A 21,425-nucleotide genomic window follows, 5' to 3' on the forward strand; every position below is an offset into this window, starting at 1 on the left:
TCGTGCCTAACACCAAGACGACCTGTGAGCTGTTCCTCCCCGCCGGCCCCACGGCGAGGGGCTGCGAGCAAATCCTCTACCACCGCGTGGGGGCGGCGGGCCCCCGCCCGCCCCCCCACAGGAGCACACGTGAATCCAACCGACCGAGCAGCGCACAGGGAACAGCACACCGTGGAAACCAAGGACGACGACAAGCCTGACAACTCCGCCACGGGCCTCGCCGGGCGCGTCGGCGCGGCGCTCGACCGGCGGGGGTTCAGCACCCCTGCCCTGCGCGTACGGGCCGGGGTCGTGGCGTTGGCGGTGGCGGCGACGGCGGTCGGCCTGGGGATCGGCGGGTGGGCGCTCCTGGCGGACGACATGACCAACAGGTTCGGGCCGGACAGCGTGTGCGACGAGGTGGTGAGCTCACGGGCGGTGAACGACGCGCTCGGGTCGGGCAAGGTCAGCGCGGAGCCGTACGAGGGGGACGTCAGCCGCGGCACGGCAGCGTGCATCGTGACGGTGGCCGGCGGGATGTTCGGCGACGACCGGAGCCTCATGGTGTCCCTGAACCAGAGTAAGGACGTCTTCCACCTCCCGATCTCCCCCGGCGCCCGGACCTTCGCCGCCTCGGCGAACGGCGGCGCGGTCGGCGCCGTCCAGGGCAGGGAGGCGTGGGCGCTGCTCCCCGGGGGCTGCCCCAACGGGCTCTGGGCCCAGGTCACCGCGTACTCCGGAAAGGAGCCCGACGCCCTGAAGCTCGCCCGGCTCGCCGTGTCGACGGCCGACCGCATGGCGGACCATCGGGGCTGTGGCACGGCGCCACTGCCCGCCCTGCGCGAACTGACCCCGCCCGCCGCCGAACGGGAGCTCGACGGCGATGCCGTCTGCGGCCTGCCAGGGATCTCCGTCTACCGCGCGCCCGACAAGCGCTACAAGGAGGCCGTGACTGCCGGGTCCGATCCGCTGTGGACCTGCGAGATCACGCCTGAGGGCGAACACGAGAGCACCTCCGCCCTCGTCATCGCCACCGAGCCCCGGCTCCGGCCGGACGCCACCGACCGGAACACCTCGCCGGCGTTCGGCCGAGCCCGCTGGGTGGGTTCCCTCCCCCGGGACGAGATCGTGGTGACCTGCCACGGTCGGCCCACCTACTTCCGGATCGGCACGATCAGGCACCTCGGGTACCTGTTCTCCACCTCCGACGAGGCCTGGAAGCAGTTCCTCACCGCCGGCGGCGAGGCGATCGGCTGCGAGCCGATCCTGTAGCGGGCGGAAATGGGCGGGCGGGCGCTTCGGGTAATGGTCTATCTTGCGGTAGATCTATTACAAGGAACGGGGAAGCGCCATGACCACCACCACCGACCCGACCGCCCGGACGACCGTCGCCGTCTCCGAGCGGCTGGTGCTGACGCGGCCGCAGGAAAGCGACGCGGAGGCGGTGTTCGCGATCCACGGCGATCCGGAGACCAACCGGTACAACCCGCACGGGCCGCAGCGGGAGATCGCCCAGGCGCGGGAGATGCTGGACGGGTTCGTCGGCGACTGGGTGCGGGACGGGGTGGGGTACTGCGCCGTCGCCACCAGGGAGGAGCCGGGGACGGTCATCGGGTTCGCCGGGCTGTGCCTGCGCACCCTGGACGGGGAGCGGGTGTTCAACCTCTACTACCGCTTCCGGCCGTCCGCCTGGGGGAAGGGGTACGCGGCCGAGGCGGCCCGGGCGGCGATGGCCGAGGCGCTGCCGCGCTACCCCGGCATCCCGGTGATCGCCCTGATCCGGGCCGACAACCTGCCCTCGCGCCGGCTCGCCGAGCGGCTCGGGTTGGTCGCCGACCCGGACGGCCGCGCCGACGAGGAGGGCCGGGTGATCCACCGGATGGTCCCGGCCATCGCGTCGGCCTGAGCCAGAGATCCCCCGCCGGAGGGAGGGGGATCGCGCCCCGGGCGGAGGTGGCACCCCCGGCCGCGGCGGCAACCTGGGGGCATGAGGCACAAGGACGATGTGGTGCGGGGGGTGGCGGCCGGGATCGCGATGGCCGCCACGGTGCCCTACCTGACACTGAAACTGCTCTGGTTGACCGGCTCCGAGGTGGGCGTGCGCAGCGGGCAGGCGTTGGACGACCTCTGGCTGGTCAACCTGCTCACCTTCGGCATGGACGCGATCGCGCTGACGCTCGCCCTCGCCTTCGTCCGGCCGTGGGGGCGACGGGCCCCGGCCGGGCTTCTGGCCTTCCCCATGTGGGTGGCCACCGGGCTACTCGGCACGATCCTGGTCGCGGTGCCCATCGACCTGCTCTGCTCACTGCTGCTCGGAGCGGAGCACCGCACGGCGGAACAGCGGTCCGGCGAGTTCGTGTCGGGCTGGGTGTTCGGCCTGGTCTACGGCGGCTTCGGTGTGCAGGGCATCGCGCTGATCACCGCTTTCCTGCTCTACGCCCGCCGGCGCTGGGCCGGCCTGCTGCGCGCCCGGACCGGTGACCTGCCCGACTCCCCCGTCCGCAACGTGCAGCGCGCCTTCGCCGGTGTCGCCGCCCTGGTCGCGCTGGGGGTCGCGGCGGCCCGGGTGTACTGGGCCGCCGGCGGAGCGGTGGGGCTCCCGGCGCGCTGGGTCGCCGACCGCGGCCGGTCGATCGCCGTCATGGACACCGTTACGGCCGCCATGGCGGTGGCCGCGGCGGCCGCCCTGCTGGTGCTGGTGTTCCGGGTCGGCCCCGGGCGGCGGCTGCGGGTGCCGTTGGCGGTGGCGTGGACGGGCGCCGGCTCGCTGTTCGGCTGGGGCGGCTACCAGTTGGTCGTGTTCGGGACCACGACCACGGTGCCGGACCTGCCGAGCGCGGTACCCGGGCTGCTGGTCCTGGTGGAGGCCGGGCAGTTCGTCGCCGGGCTGCTGATGCTGGCCGCCGGGACGATGGCGCTGACCGAGTGGGGCGCCCGCCGGCCCGCCGCTGCCGTAGAGTCTCGCGGGTGATCACGGGGGTGGGCAGTCGACTGCGGCGTGCGGCGGGGGCATCGGTCGGACGGCGGGCCCGGCTGCGCTGGGTGCACCTGGTGCTGGGCGGCGCGCTGCTGATGCCGTACTGGATGCTGTCGGTGGTGCTCTTCGGGGCGCTCAACCCGAACCAGCCACCCGGCCGCCAACTGCTGCTGTACGGCATGTCGTTGCTCACCTCGCTGCCGATGGCCGCCGTCACCGCGCTGGTGCCGATGGTGCGGGGGCTGGAGGGCGCGGCGGCGCGGGCACTGTGCACGGTGGCCCGGCCGGAGGAACTCGCCACCGGACCGGCCCGCTCCTGGGCGGCCAGGTGGCGCACCGCGCTCTGGTACGTGCTGCACGTCCTGTTCGGCGGGGTGGTCGCCGGGATGACCCTCGCCGGCACGCCGTTCGCGGTGGTGCTGGTCCTCGGCTTCTCCGGGACCGAGGAGTTCGTCCGGATGTGGGAGCGGCACTTCCCCTCCTGGCTGGCCACCGGCCCGGTCCTCGGCTTCGGCCTGCTGCTGCTGCTCGTCGGCACCAACGCCGTCTGCGGCGCGCTGCTCGCCCGTTGGGCGCCCGCCCTGCTCGGCCCGACCCCGGAGGAGCGGGTGGCCGCCGCCGAGCGCCGGGCCACCGTGCTCGCCCAGCGCAACCGGCTGGCACGCGAGCTGCACGACTCGGTCGGGCACGCGCTCAGCGCCGTCGGCATCCAGGCCTCGGCCGCCGCCCGGGTGCTGCGCAGCAACCCGGACTTCGCCGCCGAGGCGCTCGCGGCGATCGAGGAGACCGCCCGGGCGGCCGTCGCCGAACTCGACACCGTGCTCGGGGTGTTGCGCGAGGAGGACCCGGAGACCGCCGAACCGGCCGGCCCCACCCTCGCCGGGCTGGACGACCTGCTGCGCCAGCTCGGTCGCGCCGGGGTGGCGGTGGACGCCGAGCTGGCGCCCGGGCTGGCCGGCCTGCCCGAGGCGGTCTCCCGCGAGGCGTACCGGATCGTGCAGGAGGGCCTGACCAATGTGCTGCGCCACGCCGGGCGCGCCCCGGCCGAGCTGCGGGTCGGGCTGGCCGACGGCCGGCTGGAGATCGAACTGACCAACCCGCTCGGCCCCGACCGGCCGAGCCGCCCCGGCGGCGGGCGAGGGCTGCGCGGGATCGGGGAGCGGGCGGCGGCGCTGCACGGCGGCAGCACGGCGGGGCCTGGCGAGGACGGAACGACGTGGCGGCTGGCCGTCTGGCTGCCGGTGGGAGGGACGACGTGAACGAGGACGTGAGCCAGGGCGTGAACGAAGGCGTGGACCAGGGCGGCGTGCAGCGAGGTGCCGACGGCATCCGGGTGGTGATCGCGGACGACGAGCGGCTGGTTCGACTGGGCCTGCGGGTGGTGATCGACAGCGAACCGGACCTCACCGTGGTCGGCGAGGCCGCCGACGGCGCCGAGGTCGTCCCGCTGGTGCGCGAACTGCGCCCGGACGTGGTGCTGATGGACGTCCGGATGCCCGGCATCGACGGCATCCGGGCCACCGAACAGCTGGTCAACGGGATGGCCGCGCCGCCGCGCATCCTGGTGGTCACCACCTTCGAGCACGACGACCACGTGTACGACGCGCTGCGCGCCGGCGCCGCCGGGTTCCTGCTGAAGCGGGCCCGGGCGGAGGAGATGGTGCAGGCGGTACGGCTGGTCGCGCGCGGCGACTCGCTGCTGTTCCCGGCGGCCGTCCGCGAACTCGCCCTGCGCCACGGCACGGAACGGCGCCGGGAGAGCGGGTCGGCGGACCGGGGGCCGATCGGGCGGCTGACCGAACGGGAGGGGCAGGTGCTGCGGCTGATGGCCACCGGACTCAACAACGGCGAGATCGCGCAGCAGCTGGTGGTGAGCCAGGAGACGGTGAAGACGCACGTCGGCAGCGTGCTGGCCAAGCTGGGCGCGCGGGACCGCACCCAGGCGGTCATCGCCGCGTACGAGTCGGGCTTCGTGCTGCCGGGCTGACGGCCGCACCGGCCCGCCGTGGCTCCCCGGCGGGCCGGACCGGCTCGGGCGCGGATCGCGAGCGGGCTGCGGGCGGACTGCGGGTCGCGAGCGGGCTGCGGGTCGCGGGCGGACTGCGGGTCGCGGGCGGACTGCGGCCGGCGCCGCAGGACCAGCCCCGCGGGGAACCGCCGCGGCGGTCGGCCTCAGATCCGCCAGTCGCGGATCCGGTCGGCCGCCGCGTACACGTCCGCCCGGCCCTCCGCTATGCCGCTGGCCAGCTCCACCAGCGCCCCGTACGGCGGGTCGATCCCCTCCCCGGCCGCGTGCATGTACGCGGCCGTCGTCATGCAGGCGTACAGGTTGTTGCGCACCGGCAGCGGGCGCAGCAGCACGATGGTGTGCATCAGGGTGGCCGCGCACCAGGCCGGGTCCGCGTCGTGGCCGAGCTGCGCGGTGTTCACCCGGTGCCGGGCGACGGCGGCCTGCAGCGCCGAGTAGTCCCGCACGCTGAGGTCCTCCGGGGAGGCCAGCTCCTGGACGTCGAGCAGCCAGCGCAGGTCGACGTGGAGCAGCGCCACTCCCCCGCCCCTCATCGCGTCGCGCCCCCGCCCGTCACGCCGCGGGTGCGTCCTCGGGGAACGCGGCGTCGAACTCGGCCCGGTGTGCCTTCCAGAACGCCACCGCGTGGTCCACGAAGACCCGCCGCTGCTGCTCCCGCACGCTCAGGTCGTGGACGTACGCCTTCACGGTCTTGCCGTCCGCGGCGGCGGCCTCGCGGATCGCGGCGAGTTCGTGCTCCGTGTACTCGATGTTGAGCGCAGGCATGCTGCCGATGCTACTGGAGCCAAGGACAGTTGGGGCCATGGGTGACGGATTTTCACCCACCGTCAAAACGGTTGTTGTCGAGAGCGCCGGGGACCATTCCGCCCGGCTCCGGATGAGCCCGGAGGAGGAAGCGGGTGCGGCGCGGGGGATGACGCCCGGACGGTGGGGCTCGCCGTAGCGTCGGATGGGAGCGGTGGCGGAGGGGTTCCGCGGGGGAGACCGGGGTTCGGCGGAGGCCGGAGATGACACGCAGGAACACGGGCAGGGCGGCGGCCGCGGCGGTGGCGCTCGCGGCGGCGGTGGGGCTGGCGGCACCGGGGGCGGCCGCGGCCCAGGGAGGGCGGGCGAACCCGCTGGAGGGGGTCTGGCGGACGGAGGGCTACGGCCTGCTGATCGCGGTCTCCGGGGACCGGCTCACCACCTACGACGTGACGGCGCACAGCTGCGTGCCGGGGTGGGTCACCGGGACGCGGACCGCGGCGCCCGGCGCGGATGGCACCACCCGCTACGGCGTGGGCGACAACGCCCTGACGCTCACCCCCAAGGGCCGGAACCGGGCCGTGGAACGCGAGGAGGGCGGGGTCGGCAGCAAGTCGCTCAACCGTCTGGACGCCCTGCCGCCGCTGTGTGCCAAGCCGGCTCCGAACGACCCGCTCGCCGTCTTCGACCGGTTCTGGGAGAACTTCGAGGAGAACTACCCCTTCTTCGCCGCCAAGGGCATCGACTGGCACGCCGTCCGGGACGAGAAGCGGCGCACGATCACCCCGACGACGACCGTCGACCAGCTGCAGGCCGTCTTCGTGGACATGCTCCGCCCACTCGGCGACGCGCACACCGCACTGGCCCGGGTGGTCGACGGGCACCCCGAAATGGTCTTCGGCGGCCAGCGGCCCGGGTCGACGGTGGAGACCGAGGAGCTGACCGCCCGGGCCCAACAGGCCTCGGCCGCCCAGCTCACCGGCCCGGAGCAGCTCTTCGCCAACGGTCGGCTCGGCGTGGGCCGACTCCCCGGCGACATCGGCTACTTCCGGGTGAGCAGCTTCGGCAGGTACGCCGACGGCGGCCACCAGAACCAGATCGACGAACTGGACCGGGCGCTGGACGCCCTGCTGGCCGGCCCGGACCGCCTCGCCGGCCTGGTCGTCGACGTGCGGCTGAACGGCGGCGGCTCGGACGCGCTCGGGCTTCACATCGCCGCCCGGCTCACCGACCGCCCCTATGTCGCCTACCGGAAGGTCGCGCGCAACGACCCGGCCGATCCGACGAAGTTCACCCGGCCCGAGCCGATCACCGTGCGGCCCTCTGCGGGCCGGCACTTCACCGGGCCGGTGGCGGTGCTCACCTCGTCGATCTCCACCAGCGCGGCGGAGACCTTCACCCAGGCCATGATGGGCCGCTCCCCGAAGGTGCTCCGGGTCGGCGAGAACACCCAGGGCGTCTTCTCCGACGTGATGATCAGGACGCTCTCGCCGGAGTTGATGGTCGGCCTGCCGAACGAGAAGTACCTCACCCGGGACGGCAGCACCTTCGACGGACCTGGCATCCCGCCGAACGTCCGCACCCCGGTGTTCACCCCCGACGAGCTGGCCGCGCTCAGGGACTCGGCCCTGAGCACGGCCCGCCGGATGCTCACCGAGGGTCCGCAGGGCGGCGACCGGGATCAGCAGCGGTAGACGCTACATCGGCTCCACCGCCCGCAGTTCGCCGTCCAGCTCCAGCCACCGGGTCAGGCCCAGGCCGCGTAGGAACGGCAGGTCGTGGCTGGCCACGATCAGCGCGCCCCGGTAGGCGGCGAGCGCCTGGGTGAGCTGGCGGACGCTGGCGAGGTCCAGGTTGTTGGTCGGCTCGTCGAGCAGCAGCAGCTGCGGCGGCGGGTCGGCCAGCAGCAGGGCGGCCAGCGTCGCGCGGAACCGCTCGCCGCCGGAGAGGGTGGCGGCGGGCTGGTCGGCCCGGGCGCCGCGGAACAGGAACCGGGCGAGCCGGGCACGGACCGCGTTGTCCCCGGCGGCGGGGGCGAACAGCTTGACGTTCTCCACGACGGAGCGCTCGTCGTCCAGCAGGTCGAGCCGCTGCGGGAGGTGCCGCAGCGGCACCGGGGTGATGACCTCCCCTTCCAGCGGGGCGAGTTCGCCCGCGATGGTGCGCAGCAGGGTGGACTTGCCGGCGCCGTTGCGGCCGACCAGGGCGATCCGCTCGGGCCCGCGCAGGTCGAGGTCGGCGGTGGTGCCGTAGGGCAGCCGGACCTTGTCCAGGGTGAGCACGGTGCGGCCGGCCGGGACGGCGGTGCGCGGCAGGTCGATCCGGATCTCGGCGTCGTCCCGGACGGCCTCCTCGGCCGCGCTGAGCCGCGCCTTGGCCTCCTCCAGGCGCTCGGTGTGCATGCCCTGGAGCCGGCCGGCCGTCTCCTGGCCCTTGCGCTTGAGCATCCCGGCGAAGATGTGCGGGTCGTTGCGGGTGACCGAGCGCTTCTTGCCGTACGCGGCGCTGCGGTCCAGCCGGACGCGGGCGTCGGCCAAGTCCCGCTTCTGGCGCTGGACGTCGGCCTCGGCGTTGCGCAGCAGCCGCTCGGCCGTCTCCTGCTGGGCCGCGAGGGTGCGTTCGTAGTCCTCGAAGTTGCCGCCGTACCAGGTGACTTCGCCGTCCCGCAGGTCGGCGATCTGGTCGACGTGCCGGAGCAGTTCGCGGTCGTGGCTGACGATCAGCATCACGCCGTTCCAGCCGGCCACCGTCTCGTAGAGCCGCTCGCGGGCGGCCCGGTCGAGGTTGTTGGTGGGCTCGTCGAGCAGCAGGACGTCGGGGCGGGCCATCAGCAGGGCGGCCAGCCGCAGCAGCACCGCCTCGCCACCGGAGAGTTCGCCGGTGGTGCGGTCGAGGCCGAGGCGGTGCAGGCCGAGCCGGTCGAGGGTGGCGCGGGCGCGCTCCTCGACGTCCCAGTCGTCGCCGATCGCGTCGAAGTGGCGCTGGTCGGTGTCGCCGGACTCGATGGCGTGCAGGGCCTCGCGGGCGCCGCGGATGCCGAGCGCCTCGTCCACCCGCAGGGTCGTGTCGAGCGTCAGTCCCTGCGGAAGGTAGCCGAGTTCGCCGTCGACCCGGACGGTGCCGCCGGTGGGGGTGAGCTCGCCGGCGATCAGCCGCATCAGGGTGGACTTGCCGGCGCCGTTGAGCCCGATCAGGCCGGTGCGGCCGGGGCCGACGGCGAGCTGGAAGCCGTCCAGGACGGGCTTGCCGTCGGGCCACTCGAACGAGAGCTCGGTGCAGAGGACGGCGGTGGTGGTGGGTTGGTGTGCCATACAGGCCTCCCGGGATGGTTGCCGAAGGGGTGGTGAGCAACACGGGGAGACACCGCGGGTGCGGAACCGGGCACGGCCGGAGGGAACGAAGGGGTGGCGTCACGCAGAGGAGCGCCACGGGCCGTGACTGAGGTCGCACACTCGCGCACCGCGCAACGGCAGCAGGGCCTGCGCGGCGGGGGCGGTGTCCCGGGACCTCAGTAGAGCAACGGCCTTCTCCTTGTCTGGCTGATGACCCGGACCACGGTAGGCAGCCCGTACGAGGCGTGCAACCGATTTACCGGGCACCGGGCCCGCCGAGCCCCCCGGCCGCCGCGGCGGAGGCCCGGTGCCGATCCCGTGCCGATCCGGTGACGGCCTCGTCCCGGTCCGGTGACAGCCCCGTCCCGGTCCGGGGCGGATGTCGGGAGTTCCCCGGCCGCATGGCAGACTCCTCACCTGCCATGCCTGCGGCCGAGTGGGGCCGCACCCGGGGAACGGGTCGCATGGCGGTAGTCAACAGGGGGATTTGAACTCATGTCACCGATATCCCGGCCCGGCCGTGCCGTCCTGGGCGCCTCCGTCGCCGCGCTGACCATGGTGGTCGCCACCGCGTGCGGCCCCGACAACGCCGACCCGGCCGTGACCGCGGCTCCCGGCGTCACGGCCGACGCCTCCGGCAAGCCGGGCGCGGCTCCGATCAAGCTTCCGACGCTCGAGGAGCTGAAGACCTGGAAGCTCGAGGACTGGGACAAGTGGGCCCAGGCGAACGTCATCACCCCGGCCGTCAAGGGCTACTGGACCCTGCAGAAGCTGCTGGAGGCCAAGCCGAAGCCGCTGCCGCAGCCCGCCCCGGACGCGTCCCAGCCGCCGGCGCAGCCCACCGGCGCCGCGCCGGCCACCAGCGCGCCCGCCACCGGCCAGCCCACCGCGAAGCCCACCGCCGCCCAGCCGGGCGGCGCGGACCAGCTGCCCGCCATGGTCCCGGCCAAGCCCGTGGCGCACCCGTTCCCGAAGAACATGCACGTCAACGGCAAGATCTTCTTCAAGGACGGCAACGAGGACTACGTGTGCTCCGGCACCGTCGTGTCCGACCCGGCCAACCCGGGCAAGAGCAACCTGGTGTGGACCGCCAGCCACTGCCTGCACGGCGGCAAGGGCAACAAGTACTACACCGACATCACCTTCGCCCCGGCCTTCAACAGCAACGGCGTGCTGAGCAACGGCAACAAGCAGGCCAAGCTGGAGGACGCCGAGCCGTACGGCGAGTGGACCGCCACCTCCGGCATGGTCTCGCCGCAGTGGACCGCCGAGGCCGACCCGGAGAAGGGCGGTCCGTGGAGCCAGTACGACTTCGGCATCATCAAGGTCGCCAACCCCAACCCGGGCGGCAAGTCGCTGGAGGAGACCGTCGGCGGCTCCGTCCCGCTCTGGTTCAACGCCCCGCGTGACCAGGTCGGCGCCGTCAGCAACTACGGCTTCCCGGAGGGCAAGCCCTTCGACGGCGTGGAGCTGGAGCACTGCGACGGCGGCAAGCCGTCCCAGAAGACCGGCGACCCGAGCCGCCCGGCGATGCTGCTGATCGGCTGCAACATGACCGGCGGCAGCAGCGGCGGCGGCTGGTACGCGACCAAGGACGGCAAGCCGGCCCTGGTCAGCGACACCTCCATCGGCAACGGCGCGAACACCTACGAGGCCGGTCCGTACCTGGAGGACGTGGCCCAGCACATGTTCGAGTACTTCTCGAAGAAGGCCAAGTGATCCACAGGTGATCCACAGGTGGTCCCGGGGCCGCGGCTGAGGCAGCCGCGGCCCCGCTTTTTCCGCCGACCGGGCCGCTCCTCCTACAATCGGCCCATCATGAGCGCGACACTCGTAGTCAAGGACCTCAGCGCCGGCCACGGCGAACGCACCCTCTTCTCCGGCCTGGACCTGGTGGTCGCCCCCGGCGACGTGATCGGCCTGGTCGGCGTGAACGGCGCCGGCAAGTCGACCCTGCTGCGGCTGCTGGCCGGCCTGGACGCCCCCGAGGGCGGCTCGCTGCGGCTCAGCCCGGCGAGCGCCAACGTCGGCCACCTGCCGCAGGAGCCGGAGCGGCGCGAGGGCGAGTCGGTGCGCGACTTCCTGGCCCGCCGCACCGGTGTGGCGGCCGCGCAGGCCGCGCTGGACGAGGCCACCGAGGGCCTGGTCGAGGGCCGGGCGGGCGCCGACGACGCGTACGCCGCCGGCCTGGAGCGCTGGCTGGACCTCGGCGGCGCCGACCTGGAGGAGCGCGCCGAGGAGGTCGCCGACTCGCTCGGGCTGAAGGTCTCGCTGGACCTGCCGATGACCGCCCTGTCCGGCGGCCAGGCCGCCCGGGCCGGCCTCGCCTCGCTGCTGCTCTCCCGCTACGACGTCTTCCTGCTCGACGAGCCCACCAACGACCTCGACCTGGACGGCCTGGAGCGGCTGGAGTCCTTCGTCAAGGGCCTGCGCGCGGGCACCGTGCTGATCAGCCACGACCGCGAGTTCCTGGCCCGCACCGTGACCAAGGTGCTGGAGCTGGACCTCCACCAGCAGCAGGTCAACCTGTACGGCGGCGGCTACGAGGCGTACCTGGAGGAGCGGGCGGTGGCCCGCCGGCACGCCCGCGAGGAGTACGACGAGTACGCCGACACCAAGTCCTCGCTGGAGGCCCGGGCGCGGATGCAGCGCGGCTGGATGGAGCACGGCGTGCGCAACGCCCGCCGCAAGTCCTCCGACAACGACAAGATCGGGCGCGCGATGCGTGCCGAGTCCACCGAGAAGCAGGCCTCCAAGGCCCGGCAGACCCAACGGATGATCGAGCGGCTGGAGGTGGTCGAGGAGCCGCGCAAGGAGTGGGAGCTGCGGATGGAGATCGCCACCGCGCCGCGCTCCGGCTCGGTGGTCGCCACCCTGCGCGGGGCGAGCGCCCGGCGCGGCGACTTCGCCTTCGGCCCGGTGGACCTCCAGATCGACTGGGCCGACCGGGTCGCCATCACCGGCGCCAACGGCGCGGGCAAGTCCACGCTGCTGGCGGCCCTGCTCGGCCGGCTCGAACTCGACGGCGGCAGCGCCTCGCTGGGCTCCGGCGTGGTGGTCGGCGAGGTGGACCAGGCGCGCGGACTGTTCCTCGGCGAGGAGCCGCTGGTGGAGGCCTTCGCCGCCGCCGTTCCGGAGCTCTCGCCGGAGGACGTGCGCACCCTGCTGGCCAAGTTCGGCCTCAAGGCGGTGCACGTGCTGCGCCCGGCCGGCACCCTCTCCCCCGGCGAGCGCACCCGGGCCGCGCTGGCGCTGCTGCAGGCCCGCGGGGTCAACCTGCTGGTGCTGGACGAGCCCACCAACCACCTGGACCTGCCCGCGATCGAGCAGCTGGAGTCCGCGCTCGGCTCGTACACCGGCACCCTGCTGCTGGTCACCCACGACCGGCGGATGCTGGACACGGTGGCGGTGAACCGGCGGATCGAGGTCCGGGACGGGCGGGCGCACGAGCTGTAGCCCTCCGCCGACCGGCGATTGGTCTCTACCTCTTCCCGGAGGGCCCGTCATGTGCTGTGCTGTCCGCCATGGTTGACAGCACAGACAGCGCCGTGGCGGGGACGTCCCACCCGACCGTCCCGCTCACCCCCATGACGGTGCCCGCCCACGAGGCCGAGGCCCGCAGCAGGTCCTTCCACGACGTGATGGCGCAGCGCCGGACCGTCCGCGACTACTCCACCCGCCCGATCCCGGACGGGGTCGTCGAGTGGGCGGTCCGGACGGCGAGCACCGCGCCCAGCGGCGCGCACGTCCAGCCCTGGCGGTTCGTGGTGATCACCGACCCGGAGCGCAAGCGGCGGCTGCGCGAGGCGGCCGAGGCCGAGGAGCGCGAGTTCTACGGCCACCGGGCCTCGGCGGAGTGGCTGGCCGCGCTCGCCCCGATCGGCACCGACTGGCGCAAGCCGTTCCTGGAGGACGCGCCGGCCGTGATCGTGGTGTTCGAGGTGCACAAGGGCCCCGACTCGCCGCGCCCGTACTACACCAAGGAGTCGGTGGGGATCGCGGTCGGGCTGCTGCTGGCCACGCTGCACCAGGCCGGGCTGGCCACGCTCACCCACACCCCGAGCCCGATGAAGTTCCTCAACGAGGTGTGCGACCGTCCGGCGGAGGAGCGCGCCGCGTACGTGATCCCGGTCGGCTACCCGGCCGAGGGGGCGCGTGTGCCGGACCTGCGGCGCAAGGAGCTCGACGAGGTGATGGTCCGGCTCTGACGCGCCGGGGCACGGCCGGGCGCGCCCGCCGCCGGAGGGATATCGGATGGTGACAGGTCCCGGCCAAGGACATAATCGCGGTCATGAGCCAAGCACAGCCACGGTCCCGCGGTCTCACCCCGCCCGCGGTGGAGGTGACCGCCGGGCGGCCGCCGGAACGGCTGCGGCTGCCCGGCGGCCTCTGGCTGCGACGCCGCCGCAGCACCCACACGGCGGCACTGAACCGCGCCGTCCACGCCAACCTGGACCACCTGCGGCCCTGGATGGAGTGGGCGGCCGAGGCCCCCTCCCGGGCGCAGACCGCCGAGCTGACCCGGGCCGGCGCCGCCGCCTGGGAGGCCGGCACCGAGTTCATGTACCTGGCCGGCCTGGACACCGAACCCGGCGGCGTGATCGGCGCCTTCGGCCTGCACGGCCGGATCGGCCCGGGCGCGCTGGAGATCGGCTACTGGGTCGCCGCCCGGCACGTCGGCCGCGGCATCGCCACCGCCGCGGCCGGGGCGCTGACCGAGGCCGCGCTGGCGCTGCCCGGCATCACCCGGGTGGAGATCCGCTGCGACCAGGCGAACGGCGCCAGCGCGGCCGTCCCGCGCAAGCTCGGCTACCGGCTGGACCGGATCGCCGAGGCCGCCGCCCGGGCGCCGGGCGAGACCGGACGGCAGCTGGTGTGGGTGATGGAGCGCTGACTCCGCCACCGCACCGTCAGTAGCGCTCGCCGGTCGCGGCCGGCAGCGCGTCCAGCTCGGCCAGGTCCGCCGCCGAGAGCTCGATCCCGGCCGCGCTCACGTTGTCCACGAGGTAGCGCGGCGTCCTGGTGCCCGGGATCGGGAAGACGTACCGGCCCTGCGCCAGCACCCAGGCCAGCGCGACCTGCGCAGGGCTCGCGCCGATCCGCTCGGCGACCGCCCCGACCGCCCCGACCAGCTCCAGGTTGGCCTTCAGCGCGTCCTGCTGGAAGCGCGGCAGCCGGCGGCGGAAGTCGTCGGCGGGCAGCTCGTCGAAGGACGTGATGCCGCCGGTCAGGAAGCCGCGGCCGAGCGGCGAGAACGGCAGGAAGGCGATGCCCTGCTCCTCGGTGTACGGCAGCACCTCGGCCAGCACGTCCCGGGTCCACAGCGACAGCTCGGACTGCACCGAGGCCACCGGGTGCACGGCCTGCGCCCGCTTGATCTCCTCCAGCGTCGCCTCGGAGAGCCCGATGCTCCGGGCCTTGCCCGCCGCGACGACCTCGGCGAACGCGCCCCAGGTCTCCTCGATCGGGACGTCCGGGTCGACCCGGTGCAGCTGGTAGAGGTCGACGTGGTCGGTGCCCAGCCGGCGCAGGCTCTCGTCGATCGAGCGGCGCACGTGCTCGGGCCGGCCGTTGCGCTCCTGCTGGCCCCCGCCGCCCGGCACGATGCCCACCTTGGTGGCCAGGAAGGCGCGCTCCCGGTACGGGCCGGCCAGCGCGGCGCCGACCACCTCCTCGTTGGTGTACGGGCCGTACATGTCGGCGGTGTCGATCAGGCCGACGCCGAGGTCCAGGGCCTGCCGGATCACCCGGACCGAGTTCTCGTCGTCCCGGTTCCGTACGTCGTAGGCCCAGGTCATGCCCATGCAGCCGAGACCGATGACGCCGATCTCGGGGCCGCTGGTACCGAACGAGGCGTTGCGCATGACGGTGCTCCCATCTGGGTTCCGCGGCTTCCGTGGTGGTTGCCGCAGTGGTTCGCGTGGTGGTGCGTGGTCAACGCCTTCAGCTTTCACCTTGGAGTGCACTCAAGGTCAAGTCCCTTCGGATCCACTCCCGGAAACCGCCCGCCATCGAAGCCGGCTTGTATGGTCATCGGCCCGCCGTAGGGGTGCGAACGGGGCGCGCGCTTGCGGTCTCACCACCGGGTACGAAGCCCCGGGCCGTCAACTCCACGTTGCCCGCCCCCAGGACTCCCACCGGGCCATCACAGGTGACCATCCGTCAAACCGGCGCGCAAGAGCCCGACTCACGAACCCCCGCACCACCGGGCGCCACCGGTCCGGCCTTGGCAGGGCCCGCCGCGACGGTCGACGCTCTGTGCGCAGCCGACCACCGCGGCCGGCCACCATGGAAAGTGGGGACCCCATGCCGCTCTCGCGCACCCGCATCGCCGCCGTCGCCCTGCTCGCGGCCACCGCCACCGCGCTCACCGTCCCGGCGCAGGCCGCCGGCGGGCAGCGCGCGGCCAGCCGCTTCGACGACGGCAGCTTCGAGACCCCCAAGGCCCCGGCGAACGCCTTCAGCACCCTGTCCGCCGGCCAGGCCCTCGGCCCCTGGCGGGTCACCGCGGGCACCGTCGACCTGATCGGCGCGGGCTTCTGGCAGGCCGCCGAGGGCGACCAGTCGCTGGACCTCAACGGCAACAACAGCGGCAGCATCGCCCAGACCTTCGCCACCGTGCCCGGCACCACCTACACGGTGACGTACGCGCTGGCCGGCAACCCGGCGGGCGGGCCCGCGGTGCGGACCGGCGTGGCCCGGATCGACGGCCAGGACTTCCAGGCCTTCACCTTCGACGTCACCGGCAAGACGAGCGCCGCAATGGGTTACGTGGGGCGGCAGTTCACCTTCGTCGCACAGAACTCCACGACCACGCTGGGCTTCACCAGCACCGTGGCCGGGGCGTACGGGCCGGTGATCGACGACGTGCAGGTCAAGGAGTGCAAGGCCTGTTGCAGCTGACCGTCCGGCGGCCGCCCGCCGCTGCTTAACCGTTCCTAAACCCTGCCCTCGGTGAGGCGTCCGGGCCCGGGAAGTGCTTGACGTGCACAGCTGGTCTAGTCCAGTTTGATGCTCAGCACCGCGCTCCCCCGCACCGGACCACCCCAGGCCGCCGCCCGCCCCGTGCCTCCCCCCTCGCGGCGCGGGCGGCCACCACGTCCCGAGAGGCACCCCCATGCCCAGCGCGCCCCAGCACGCCCCCACCCACCGCCGCCCCGCCCGCCGGACCACCCTGCTGAGCCTCGCCGCCGCCACCGCGCTGGCCGCCGGCGGCCTGGCCGTCCTCGCCGGGAACGCGGGTGCCGCCGACGGCAACCTGCTCGCCAACGGCGGCCTGGAGGGCGGCGCGATCAGCCCCTGGAGCTGTTCCGCCGGGACCGGCAGCGTGGTCAACTCCGGTGCGCACAGCGGGACGTACGCACTCAAGGGGGCGGTGAGCGCGAGCGACACCGCGCAGTGCGGCCAGACCGTCAGCGTCCAGCCCAACACCAAGTACACCCTCAGCGCCTGGGTGCAGGGCCAGTACGTCTACCTCGGCGCCACCGGCAGCGGCCTCACCGACCCGGCCACCTGGACCGCCGGCGGTGCCGACTGGCAGCAGCTGTCCACCGGTTTCACCACCGGACCGGCCACCACCAGCGTCACCGTGTACCTGCACGGCTGGTACGGGCAGGGTGGCTACCTCGCCGACGACATCGCCCTGACCGGCCCCGGCGGCGGCAACCCGACCACCCCGCCGCCGAGTTCGACCCCGCCGAGCCCGACCGGCACGCCCACCGGCGGCCCGGGCACCCCGGCGCCGAACGTCGCCCTCCCGGTCGCCCCGTACATCGACATGGGCGCCTGGCCCACCCCGTCGATGCCCGACCTGGCCAAGGCCGGCGGCCTCAAGGGCTACACGATGGGCTTCGTCACCGGCGTCGGCTGCAAGGCCAGCTGGTTCAACGCCTACGACCCGCGCACCGCCTGGGCCAAGGACCAGGTGGACGCGCTGCGCGCGGCCGGCGGCGACGTCAAGGTCTCCTTCGGCGGCGCCGCGGGCACCGAACTCGCGGCCGCCTGCACCACGGTGGACTCGCTGTTCGCCGAGTACGACGCCGTGGTGAAGGCCTACGACCTGCGCTACGTCGACTTCGACATCGAGGGCGCGGCCATCGCCGACACCGCCGCCGACGACCGCCGCTCCGCCGCGCTCGCCAAGCTCCAGCAGGCCCACCCGGGCCTCCGGGTCTCCTTCACCCTGCCCGTCCTGCCCGAGGGCCTGACCGCCGAGGGCGTCGCCATCGTCAAGTCCGCCCGGGACGCCGGGGTGACCGTCGACCTGGTCAACATCATGGCGATGGACTACTACCGGAGCGGGGCCGACTACGGCGACGCCGCCGTGCAGGCCGCGCAATCGCTGTTCGGACAGCTCAAGGCGCTCCACCCGGCGAAGACCGACGCCCAACTGTGGGCCATGGCCGGCGTCACCCCGATGATCGGCGAGAACGACGACCACCAGGTCTACAACCAGGCCGACGCCCAGCAGCTGGTGGCCTTCGCCCGGCAGAACCACCTCGGGATGCTCTCCTTCTGGGACGCCACCCGGGACGCCAACGCCTGCACCGGCGGCTCGCTGTCCACGTGCACCAACATCCCTCAGCAGCCGTACGAGTTCGCGAAGATCCTCGGCCAGTACGTGGGCTGATCAGGCAAGCGGCCGAGGCGCCGGAGGGCCAGGGGCCACCGGCGCGTTCACGGTCGAACCATAGGGGTGACCTGTGACGGTGCCCGGTTCAGCGACCGGTGGGCAGGTTGGCCCCGCCGGTGCAGTCGAACACCACACCCGTCACGAAGGTGTTGGCCGCCAGCATGTGGATCGCCCGGGCGACGTCCTCCGCGCGGCCGACCCGGCCGACCGGGGTGGTGGCGGCAAGGCCCTCGAACAGCGCGGCCCGCTGCTCGGCCGGGACGCGGTCCCACCACGGGGTGTCGATCACGCCGGGCGAGACGGCGTTGACCCGCAGCGGGGCGAGCTCGACGGCCAGCGGAGGGACCATCGCCTCCAGGGCACCGTTGATGGCGGCCAGTCCGGCGGTGCCGGGGATGGCGGCACGGGCCGAGGCGGCGGTGATCAGGGTGACCGAGCCGTCCTCGCGCAGGTGCGGCAGCGCAGCCTGGAGAACGCGCACCTGCGGCCAGAACTTGGCGTCGAAGCCGGTCGCGAGGTCGGCCAGGTCGAGCCGGGCGAAGGGGCCGGAGCCGGCCGCGCCGCTGACCGCGACGACCAGGTGGTCCACGGCGCCGGCCGTGGCGAAGAAGTCGGCGAGGGCGGCCGGGTCGGCCGCGTCCAGCTGGTGACCGGTGGTCTTGCCGCCGATCCGGGCGACGGCGGCGTCCAGCCGGTCGCGGTCGCGGCCGGTCACCACGACCTCGGCGCCGTCCGCGGCGAAGGCGGCGGCGGCCGCCTCGCCGATGCCCGAGCTGCCGCCCATCACGACGACGCGCTGTCCGGCGAAGAGGTTTGACGCAGTGCTCATGGTGGTGGGGCCCTTCGAATTGTCGAGACCGCTGGTTCCGGCAACGATGGTTGTCGAGACTGTTAGTCTTGTCAAGCGGGGGCAGGAGGAGAGGGAACACGATGAGCGAGACCAAGGGCGCCGAGGCCGCCCCGGCCGTACGCCCGCACACCGGACGCCGCCGCAACGAGGCCGCTCACCGGGCGATCCTCGACGCCGCGCTGCGCCTGCTCGCCGAGTCCGACGGCACACCCGTCACCATCGACGCCATCGCCCGCACGGCCGGCGTCGGCAAGCAGACCGTCTACCGCTGGTGGCCCTCCAAGGGCGCCGTGCTGCTCGACGCCCTCACCGACCGCGCCGACCAGGACGTCCACGGCCCCGGCACCGGCGACCTGCGCACTGACCTGCGGGCCTTCATCGCCACCACCTTCGAGGCGGCCGGGCGTGACACCACCGCCTCCGCGCTGCGCACCGTCGCCCGCGAGGCCGCCCGCGACCCGCACCTCGCCGAGCTGATGCGGAGCTTCACCGCCGCCCGCCGCACCGCGCTGCGCGAACTCCTCGCCAAGGGACGCGAGCGCGGCGAGCTGGCCGGGGACGCCGACCTGGACCTCATCGCGGACCAGGTCTACGGGGTCTTCTGGTACCGCTTCCTGCTCGGGCACGGCGCGCTCGACGCGGACACCGCGGAGCGGCTCGCCGACTCGCTGACCACGGGCAACGGCGCCCGCTAGCCCTGTACGCGCCTTCTCCACCCTCGCGGAGTGCGACGGCAGCCACCGAGCACACCCCTCCGTGGGGGGGGGGGGGGGGGGGGGGGGGCGGGCCCCCCCCCCCCGCCCGGGGCGGGGGCCCCGCCCCCCCCGCCCCCCCCCCCCGCGGGGGGGGGCGCCGGGGCGCGCGCGCGGCCCCCCCCCCCCACGGAGGGGACGGACTCACGCGGCGCCCGAGCGCCGACGGCGGTGGTAGGCCCAGGCGAGCGCGAGGGTGGCCGGGCCCCAGAAGATCGCCGTCGAGGTGCAGATCCGCCCCAGGACCATCCACCAGCCGTTGCTGTAGCCGACTTCCTCGAACACCCCCAGCCAGGCGAGGGGCATGCCGTCGAAGAGGGCCACCAGGACCAGACCCCCGAGCACGGCCGGGACGACCGCCGCGAGCGGCGGCACCCGGCGCCCGCGCAGAACGGGCACCCAGCGCGGGAACACCTCTCCCCAGCCGCTGACCAGCCCCAGGGTCAGGATCGTCAGCGCCTCGGTGAGCACGCTCAGGCCGATCACGTACGGGGTGGCCCACCAGACGAAGGCCGGGGCGTTCGGCTCGACGGTGCCCATCCGGAAGTCGAACGCGAACGGCAGCCGCCACAGGCAGTGCGGCAGCACGATGAACGGGAGGGCCTTGGCGAGCCGCAGGGCCCACCGGGGAACGGGGCGCTCGGTGTCGCCCACCGGGATGTTCTTCAGCATGCGTCCACCCTCGCGGACACCACCCCCGCCCCACGTCCACCGTGCGGCCCCATCGCCTCCCCCGTACGAGCCAACCGCCCGTCATCCCCGTGGCCGAGACGGACCGTCAGCCCTTGGCCCCCAGGCCGAAGGAGGACGTCAGCAGCCCGAGGGCGTACTGGCTCTCGGCGCCGGTGAGCGCGGTCGGGTCGACCGAGTACACGACCGTGCGGGCGAGGTCGCGGGTGGCGAAGACGCCGCTGGTGGAGCCGGGCCGGGAACCCGTCTTGCCCCAGGCCACGATGCCGCCGGCCGCGAGGCGTTCGAGGCCCATGCTCATGCACGCCGTGCCGTCCGGGCAGTGGCTGCTGCCCGGGGCGACGGGCACGTCCGGGACGGTGAAGAGCTTCTCCTGCTGGGCCCGCGGGAGGAGGCGGCCCCGGAACAGCGCGGTCATGAAGCGGTCCAGGTCGGGGGCGCTGGAGATCATGCCGCCCTCGGCCCAGGGCCACGGGCTCTGCTCGGTCACGTCCGCCCGGTGCGAGCCGCCGCCGGCGTCGGGGACGGTCAGGTACGGGCGGGTCGCCGGGTGCCGCAGCTGCGGGTCACCGGCGTCCGGGAGGGAGGTGTCGCGCAGGCCGAGCGGGCGGATGATCCGGTCGCGCAGCTCGTCGGCGTAGCGGTGGCCGGTGGCCTTCTCGACGACCAGCCCGGCGACGAAGGTGTTCATGCCGTTGTACTGCTGGGCGGTGCCGGGGTCGAAGGCCAACGGCTGGCCGGCCATCGTGGCGACGATCTCCTGCGGGGCGGGCGCTTCGAGCCGGTGCTCGGCGAACCAGCCGGTGGTGCCGTCGCCCCAGAACCTGTTGGAGCCGCCGGGCAGCCCGCTGGTGTGGTCGAGCAGCTGCCCCACCGTGACCGACGGGAAGGGGAAGTCCGGGAGGTACTGCCGGACGCTGCCGTCGAGGTCGATCCGGCCCTCGGCGGCGAGCTGGAGGACGACGGTGGCGGTGAAGACCTTCGAGATCGACCCGATCCGGAACCTGCCGTGCGGGTCCACCGCCGTCCCGGCCTCCGCCGAGCTGCCCTCGAACCTCCCCGCGGAGCCGGTGACCCGTACGAACCCGGCGGAGACGTCGGCGGCGGGCCGCCGGGTGAGGGCGGAACGGATCGCCGCCGGGTCCAGCGGCGGCAGTGCGGACGGACTGGTCGACGGTGCGGCGGCGGGGGTGGCGGAGGGCGCCGCGGCGAGGGCGGGCGTGCCCACCCCGGCCGTCAGTACGGCCGCCAGGGCGCCGCCGGCCAGGACGGTCCAACGGGTGCGGTTCGTGTGCGCGTTCACGTGGTCCGGCTCCAGACTGGTCGTGGGGGGGGGGGGGGGGGGGGGGGCCCCCCCCCCCCGCGGGGGGGGGGGGGGGCCCCCCCCCCCGGGGGGGGGGGGGGGCGGCCGGCGCCCCCCCCCCCCCCCCCCCCCCGCCC

Annotated in this window: 20 protein-coding genes; 13 read left to right on the top strand and 7 right to left on the bottom strand. The window is 74.1% G+C overall.

What is annotated here, in order from left to right; translation table 11 throughout:
- The first annotated feature begins 171 nt into the window (after positions 1–171).
- From ACIRRH_RS30375 to ACIRRH_RS30395, 5 genes are all read left to right on the top strand, one after another.
- Positions 172–1,251, top strand: coding sequence for a hypothetical protein (locus ACIRRH_RS30375; protein ID WP_403073757.1), 1,080 nt, complete (start codon positions 172–174; stop codon positions 1,249–1,251).
- Positions 1,252–1,330: 79 nt separating this feature from the next.
- Positions 1,331–1,885, top strand: coding sequence for a GNAT family N-acetyltransferase (locus ACIRRH_RS30380; protein WP_403073759.1), 555 nt, complete (start codon positions 1,331–1,333; stop codon positions 1,883–1,885).
- Between the two features lie 81 nt (positions 1,886–1,966).
- Entirely contained in the window at positions 1,967–2,950 is a 984-nt protein-coding gene (locus ACIRRH_RS30385; RefSeq protein ID WP_403073761.1) for a hypothetical protein, read from the top strand.
- Positions 2,947–4,215: a sensor histidine kinase gene (locus tag ACIRRH_RS30390; RefSeq protein ID WP_403073763.1), complete on the top strand. Its 1,269-nt coding sequence runs from the start codon at positions 2,947–2,949 to the stop codon at positions 4,213–4,215. The genes ACIRRH_RS30385 and ACIRRH_RS30390 overlap by 4 nt, the downstream gene beginning before the upstream one ends.
- A 32-nt stretch (positions 4,216–4,247) precedes the next feature.
- On the top strand, positions 4,248–4,943 hold the full coding sequence (locus ACIRRH_RS30395) for a response regulator (protein WP_403073898.1): 696 nt from the start codon (positions 4,248–4,250) through the stop codon (positions 4,941–4,943).
- A 185-nt stretch (positions 4,944–5,128) separates the two neighbouring features.
- Here the strand turns inward: ACIRRH_RS30395 and ACIRRH_RS30400 are convergent, their stop codons facing one another.
- On the bottom strand, positions 5,129–5,503 hold the full coding sequence (locus ACIRRH_RS30400) for a toxin Doc (RefSeq protein WP_403073765.1): 375 nt from the start codon (positions 5,501–5,503) through the stop codon (positions 5,129–5,131).
- Between the two features lie 34 nt (positions 5,504–5,537).
- Positions 5,538–5,750: a hypothetical protein gene (locus ACIRRH_RS30405; protein ID WP_224280451.1), complete on the bottom strand. Its 213-nt coding sequence runs from the start codon at positions 5,748–5,750 to the stop codon at positions 5,538–5,540.
- 242 nt (positions 5,751–5,992) lie between these two features.
- On the opposite strand from ACIRRH_RS30405, the gene ACIRRH_RS30410 reads away from it, so the two are divergent.
- A complete protein-coding gene (locus ACIRRH_RS30410) occupies positions 5,993–7,423 on the top strand; it encodes a S41 family peptidase (RefSeq protein WP_403073767.1) in 1,431 nt (476 codons plus the stop codon).
- Positions 7,424–7,426: 3 nt separating this feature from the next.
- Here ACIRRH_RS30410 and ACIRRH_RS30415 read toward each other — a convergent pair whose 3' ends face one another.
- The gene (locus ACIRRH_RS30415) at positions 7,427–9,040 is read right to left on the bottom strand and encodes an ABC-F family ATP-binding cassette domain-containing protein (protein WP_403073769.1); all 1,614 of its coding nucleotides are present in this window, start codon (positions 9,038–9,040) and stop codon (positions 7,427–7,429) included.
- Positions 9,041–9,556: 516 nt separating this feature from the next.
- On the opposite strand from ACIRRH_RS30415, the gene ACIRRH_RS30420 reads away from it, so the two are divergent.
- The 4 genes from ACIRRH_RS30420 (at position 9,557) to ACIRRH_RS30435 (ending at position 13,955) form a co-directional block, all read left to right on the top strand.
- Positions 9,557–10,780, top strand: a complete 1,224-nt coding sequence (locus ACIRRH_RS30420) for a hypothetical protein (protein ID WP_403073771.1) — start codon at positions 9,557–9,559, stop codon at positions 10,778–10,780.
- Positions 10,781–10,879: 99 nt separating this feature from the next.
- A complete protein-coding gene (locus tag ACIRRH_RS30425) occupies positions 10,880–12,517 on the top strand; it encodes an ABC-F family ATP-binding cassette domain-containing protein (protein ID WP_403073773.1) in 1,638 nt (545 codons plus the stop codon).
- 68 nt (positions 12,518–12,585) lie between these two features.
- Entirely contained in the window at positions 12,586–13,269 is a 684-nt protein-coding gene (locus tag ACIRRH_RS30430) for a nitroreductase family protein (protein WP_403073775.1), read from the top strand.
- An 83-nt stretch (positions 13,270–13,352) separates the two neighbouring features.
- A complete protein-coding gene (locus tag ACIRRH_RS30435; RefSeq protein ID WP_403073777.1) occupies positions 13,353–13,955 on the top strand; it encodes a GNAT family N-acetyltransferase in 603 nt (200 codons plus the stop codon).
- A 16-nt stretch (positions 13,956–13,971) separates the two neighbouring features.
- Here ACIRRH_RS30435 and ACIRRH_RS30440 read toward each other — a convergent pair whose 3' ends face one another.
- A complete protein-coding gene (locus ACIRRH_RS30440; RefSeq protein WP_403073779.1) occupies positions 13,972–14,925 on the bottom strand; it encodes an aldo/keto reductase in 954 nt (317 codons plus the stop codon).
- Positions 14,926–15,367: 442 nt separating this feature from the next.
- On the opposite strand from ACIRRH_RS30440, the gene ACIRRH_RS30445 reads away from it, so the two are divergent.
- Together ACIRRH_RS30445 and ACIRRH_RS30450 are read left to right on the top strand one after the other, a co-directional pair.
- Positions 15,368–15,964 (top strand): choice-of-anchor C family protein, encoded by a 597-nt coding sequence (locus ACIRRH_RS30445; RefSeq protein WP_403073781.1) that lies wholly within the window; start codon positions 15,368–15,370, stop codon positions 15,962–15,964.
- A 214-nt stretch (positions 15,965–16,178) separates the two neighbouring features.
- On the top strand, positions 16,179–17,690 hold the full coding sequence (locus ACIRRH_RS30450) for a carbohydrate binding domain-containing protein (protein WP_403073783.1): 1,512 nt from the start codon (positions 16,179–16,181) through the stop codon (positions 17,688–17,690).
- An 88-nt stretch (positions 17,691–17,778) separates the two neighbouring features.
- Here ACIRRH_RS30450 and ACIRRH_RS30455 read toward each other — a convergent pair whose 3' ends face one another.
- Positions 17,779–18,522 (bottom strand): SDR family oxidoreductase, encoded by a 744-nt coding sequence (locus ACIRRH_RS30455; RefSeq protein ID WP_403073785.1) that lies wholly within the window; start codon positions 18,520–18,522, stop codon positions 17,779–17,781.
- Between the two features lie 101 nt (positions 18,523–18,623).
- Between ACIRRH_RS30455 and ACIRRH_RS30460 the strand changes: the two genes are divergently transcribed.
- Positions 18,624–19,238, top strand: a complete 615-nt coding sequence (locus ACIRRH_RS30460) for a TetR/AcrR family transcriptional regulator (protein WP_403073786.1) — start codon at positions 18,624–18,626, stop codon at positions 19,236–19,238.
- A gap of 201 nt (positions 19,239–19,439) precedes the next feature.
- Here the strand turns inward: ACIRRH_RS30460 and ACIRRH_RS30465 are convergent, their stop codons facing one another.
- Both ACIRRH_RS30465 and ACIRRH_RS30470 read right to left on the bottom strand, forming a co-directional pair.
- Entirely contained in the window at positions 19,440–19,967 is a 528-nt protein-coding gene (locus ACIRRH_RS30465; protein ID WP_403073788.1) for a hypothetical protein, read from the bottom strand.
- 106 nt (positions 19,968–20,073) lie between these two features.
- Positions 20,074–21,288: a serine hydrolase domain-containing protein gene (locus ACIRRH_RS30470; RefSeq protein WP_403073790.1), complete on the bottom strand. Its 1,215-nt coding sequence runs from the start codon at positions 21,286–21,288 to the stop codon at positions 20,074–20,076.
- Positions 21,289–21,425 lie beyond the last annotated feature (137 nt).

It is taken from the genome of Kitasatospora sp. NPDC101235 (genome assembly GCF_044767505.1).
GTDB lineage: Bacteria > Actinomycetota > Actinomycetes > Streptomycetales > Streptomycetaceae > Kitasatospora.

What these genes read in the sequence shown, in the direction of transcription:
- ACIRRH_RS30380 (WP_403073759.1), top strand. Translation starts at nt 1,331, where the DNA reads ATGACCACCACCACCGACCCGACCGCCCGGACGACCGTCGCCGTCTCC.
- ACIRRH_RS30385 (WP_403073761.1), top strand. Translation starts at nt 1,967, where the DNA reads ATGAGGCACAAGGACGATGTGGTGCGGGGGGTGGCGGCCGGGATCGCG.
- ACIRRH_RS30405 (WP_224280451.1), bottom strand. Translation starts at nt 5,750, where the DNA reads ATGCCTGCGCTCAACATCGAGTACACGGAGCACGAACTCGCCGCGATC.
- ACIRRH_RS30410 (WP_403073767.1), top strand. Translation starts at nt 5,993, where the DNA reads ATGACACGCAGGAACACGGGCAGGGCGGCGGCCGCGGCGGTGGCGCTC.
- ACIRRH_RS30415 (WP_403073769.1), bottom strand. Translation starts at nt 9,040, where the DNA reads ATGGCACACCAACCCACCACCACCGCCGTCCTCTGCACCGAGCTCTCG.
- ACIRRH_RS30420 (WP_403073771.1), top strand. Translation starts at nt 9,557, where the DNA reads ATGTCACCGATATCCCGGCCCGGCCGTGCCGTCCTGGGCGCCTCCGTC.
- ACIRRH_RS30425 (WP_403073773.1), top strand. Translation starts at nt 10,880, where the DNA reads ATGAGCGCGACACTCGTAGTCAAGGACCTCAGCGCCGGCCACGGCGAA.
- ACIRRH_RS30430 (WP_403073775.1), top strand. Translation starts at nt 12,586, where the DNA reads ATGGTTGACAGCACAGACAGCGCCGTGGCGGGGACGTCCCACCCGACC.
- ACIRRH_RS30435 (WP_403073777.1), top strand. Translation starts at nt 13,353, where the DNA reads ATGAGCCAAGCACAGCCACGGTCCCGCGGTCTCACCCCGCCCGCGGTG.
- ACIRRH_RS30440 (WP_403073779.1), bottom strand. Translation starts at nt 14,925, where the DNA reads ATGCGCAACGCCTCGTTCGGTACCAGCGGCCCCGAGATCGGCGTCATC.
- ACIRRH_RS30445 (WP_403073781.1), top strand. Translation starts at nt 15,368, where the DNA reads ATGCCGCTCTCGCGCACCCGCATCGCCGCCGTCGCCCTGCTCGCGGCC.
- ACIRRH_RS30450 (WP_403073783.1), top strand. Translation starts at nt 16,179, where the DNA reads ATGCCCAGCGCGCCCCAGCACGCCCCCACCCACCGCCGCCCCGCCCGC.
- ACIRRH_RS30455 (WP_403073785.1), bottom strand. Translation starts at nt 18,522, where the DNA reads ATGAGCACTGCGTCAAACCTCTTCGCCGGACAGCGCGTCGTCGTGATG.
- ACIRRH_RS30460 (WP_403073786.1), top strand. Translation starts at nt 18,624, where the DNA reads ATGAGCGAGACCAAGGGCGCCGAGGCCGCCCCGGCCGTACGCCCGCAC.
- ACIRRH_RS30465 (WP_403073788.1), bottom strand. Translation starts at nt 19,967, where the DNA reads ATGCTGAAGAACATCCCGGTGGGCGACACCGAGCGCCCCGTTCCCCGG.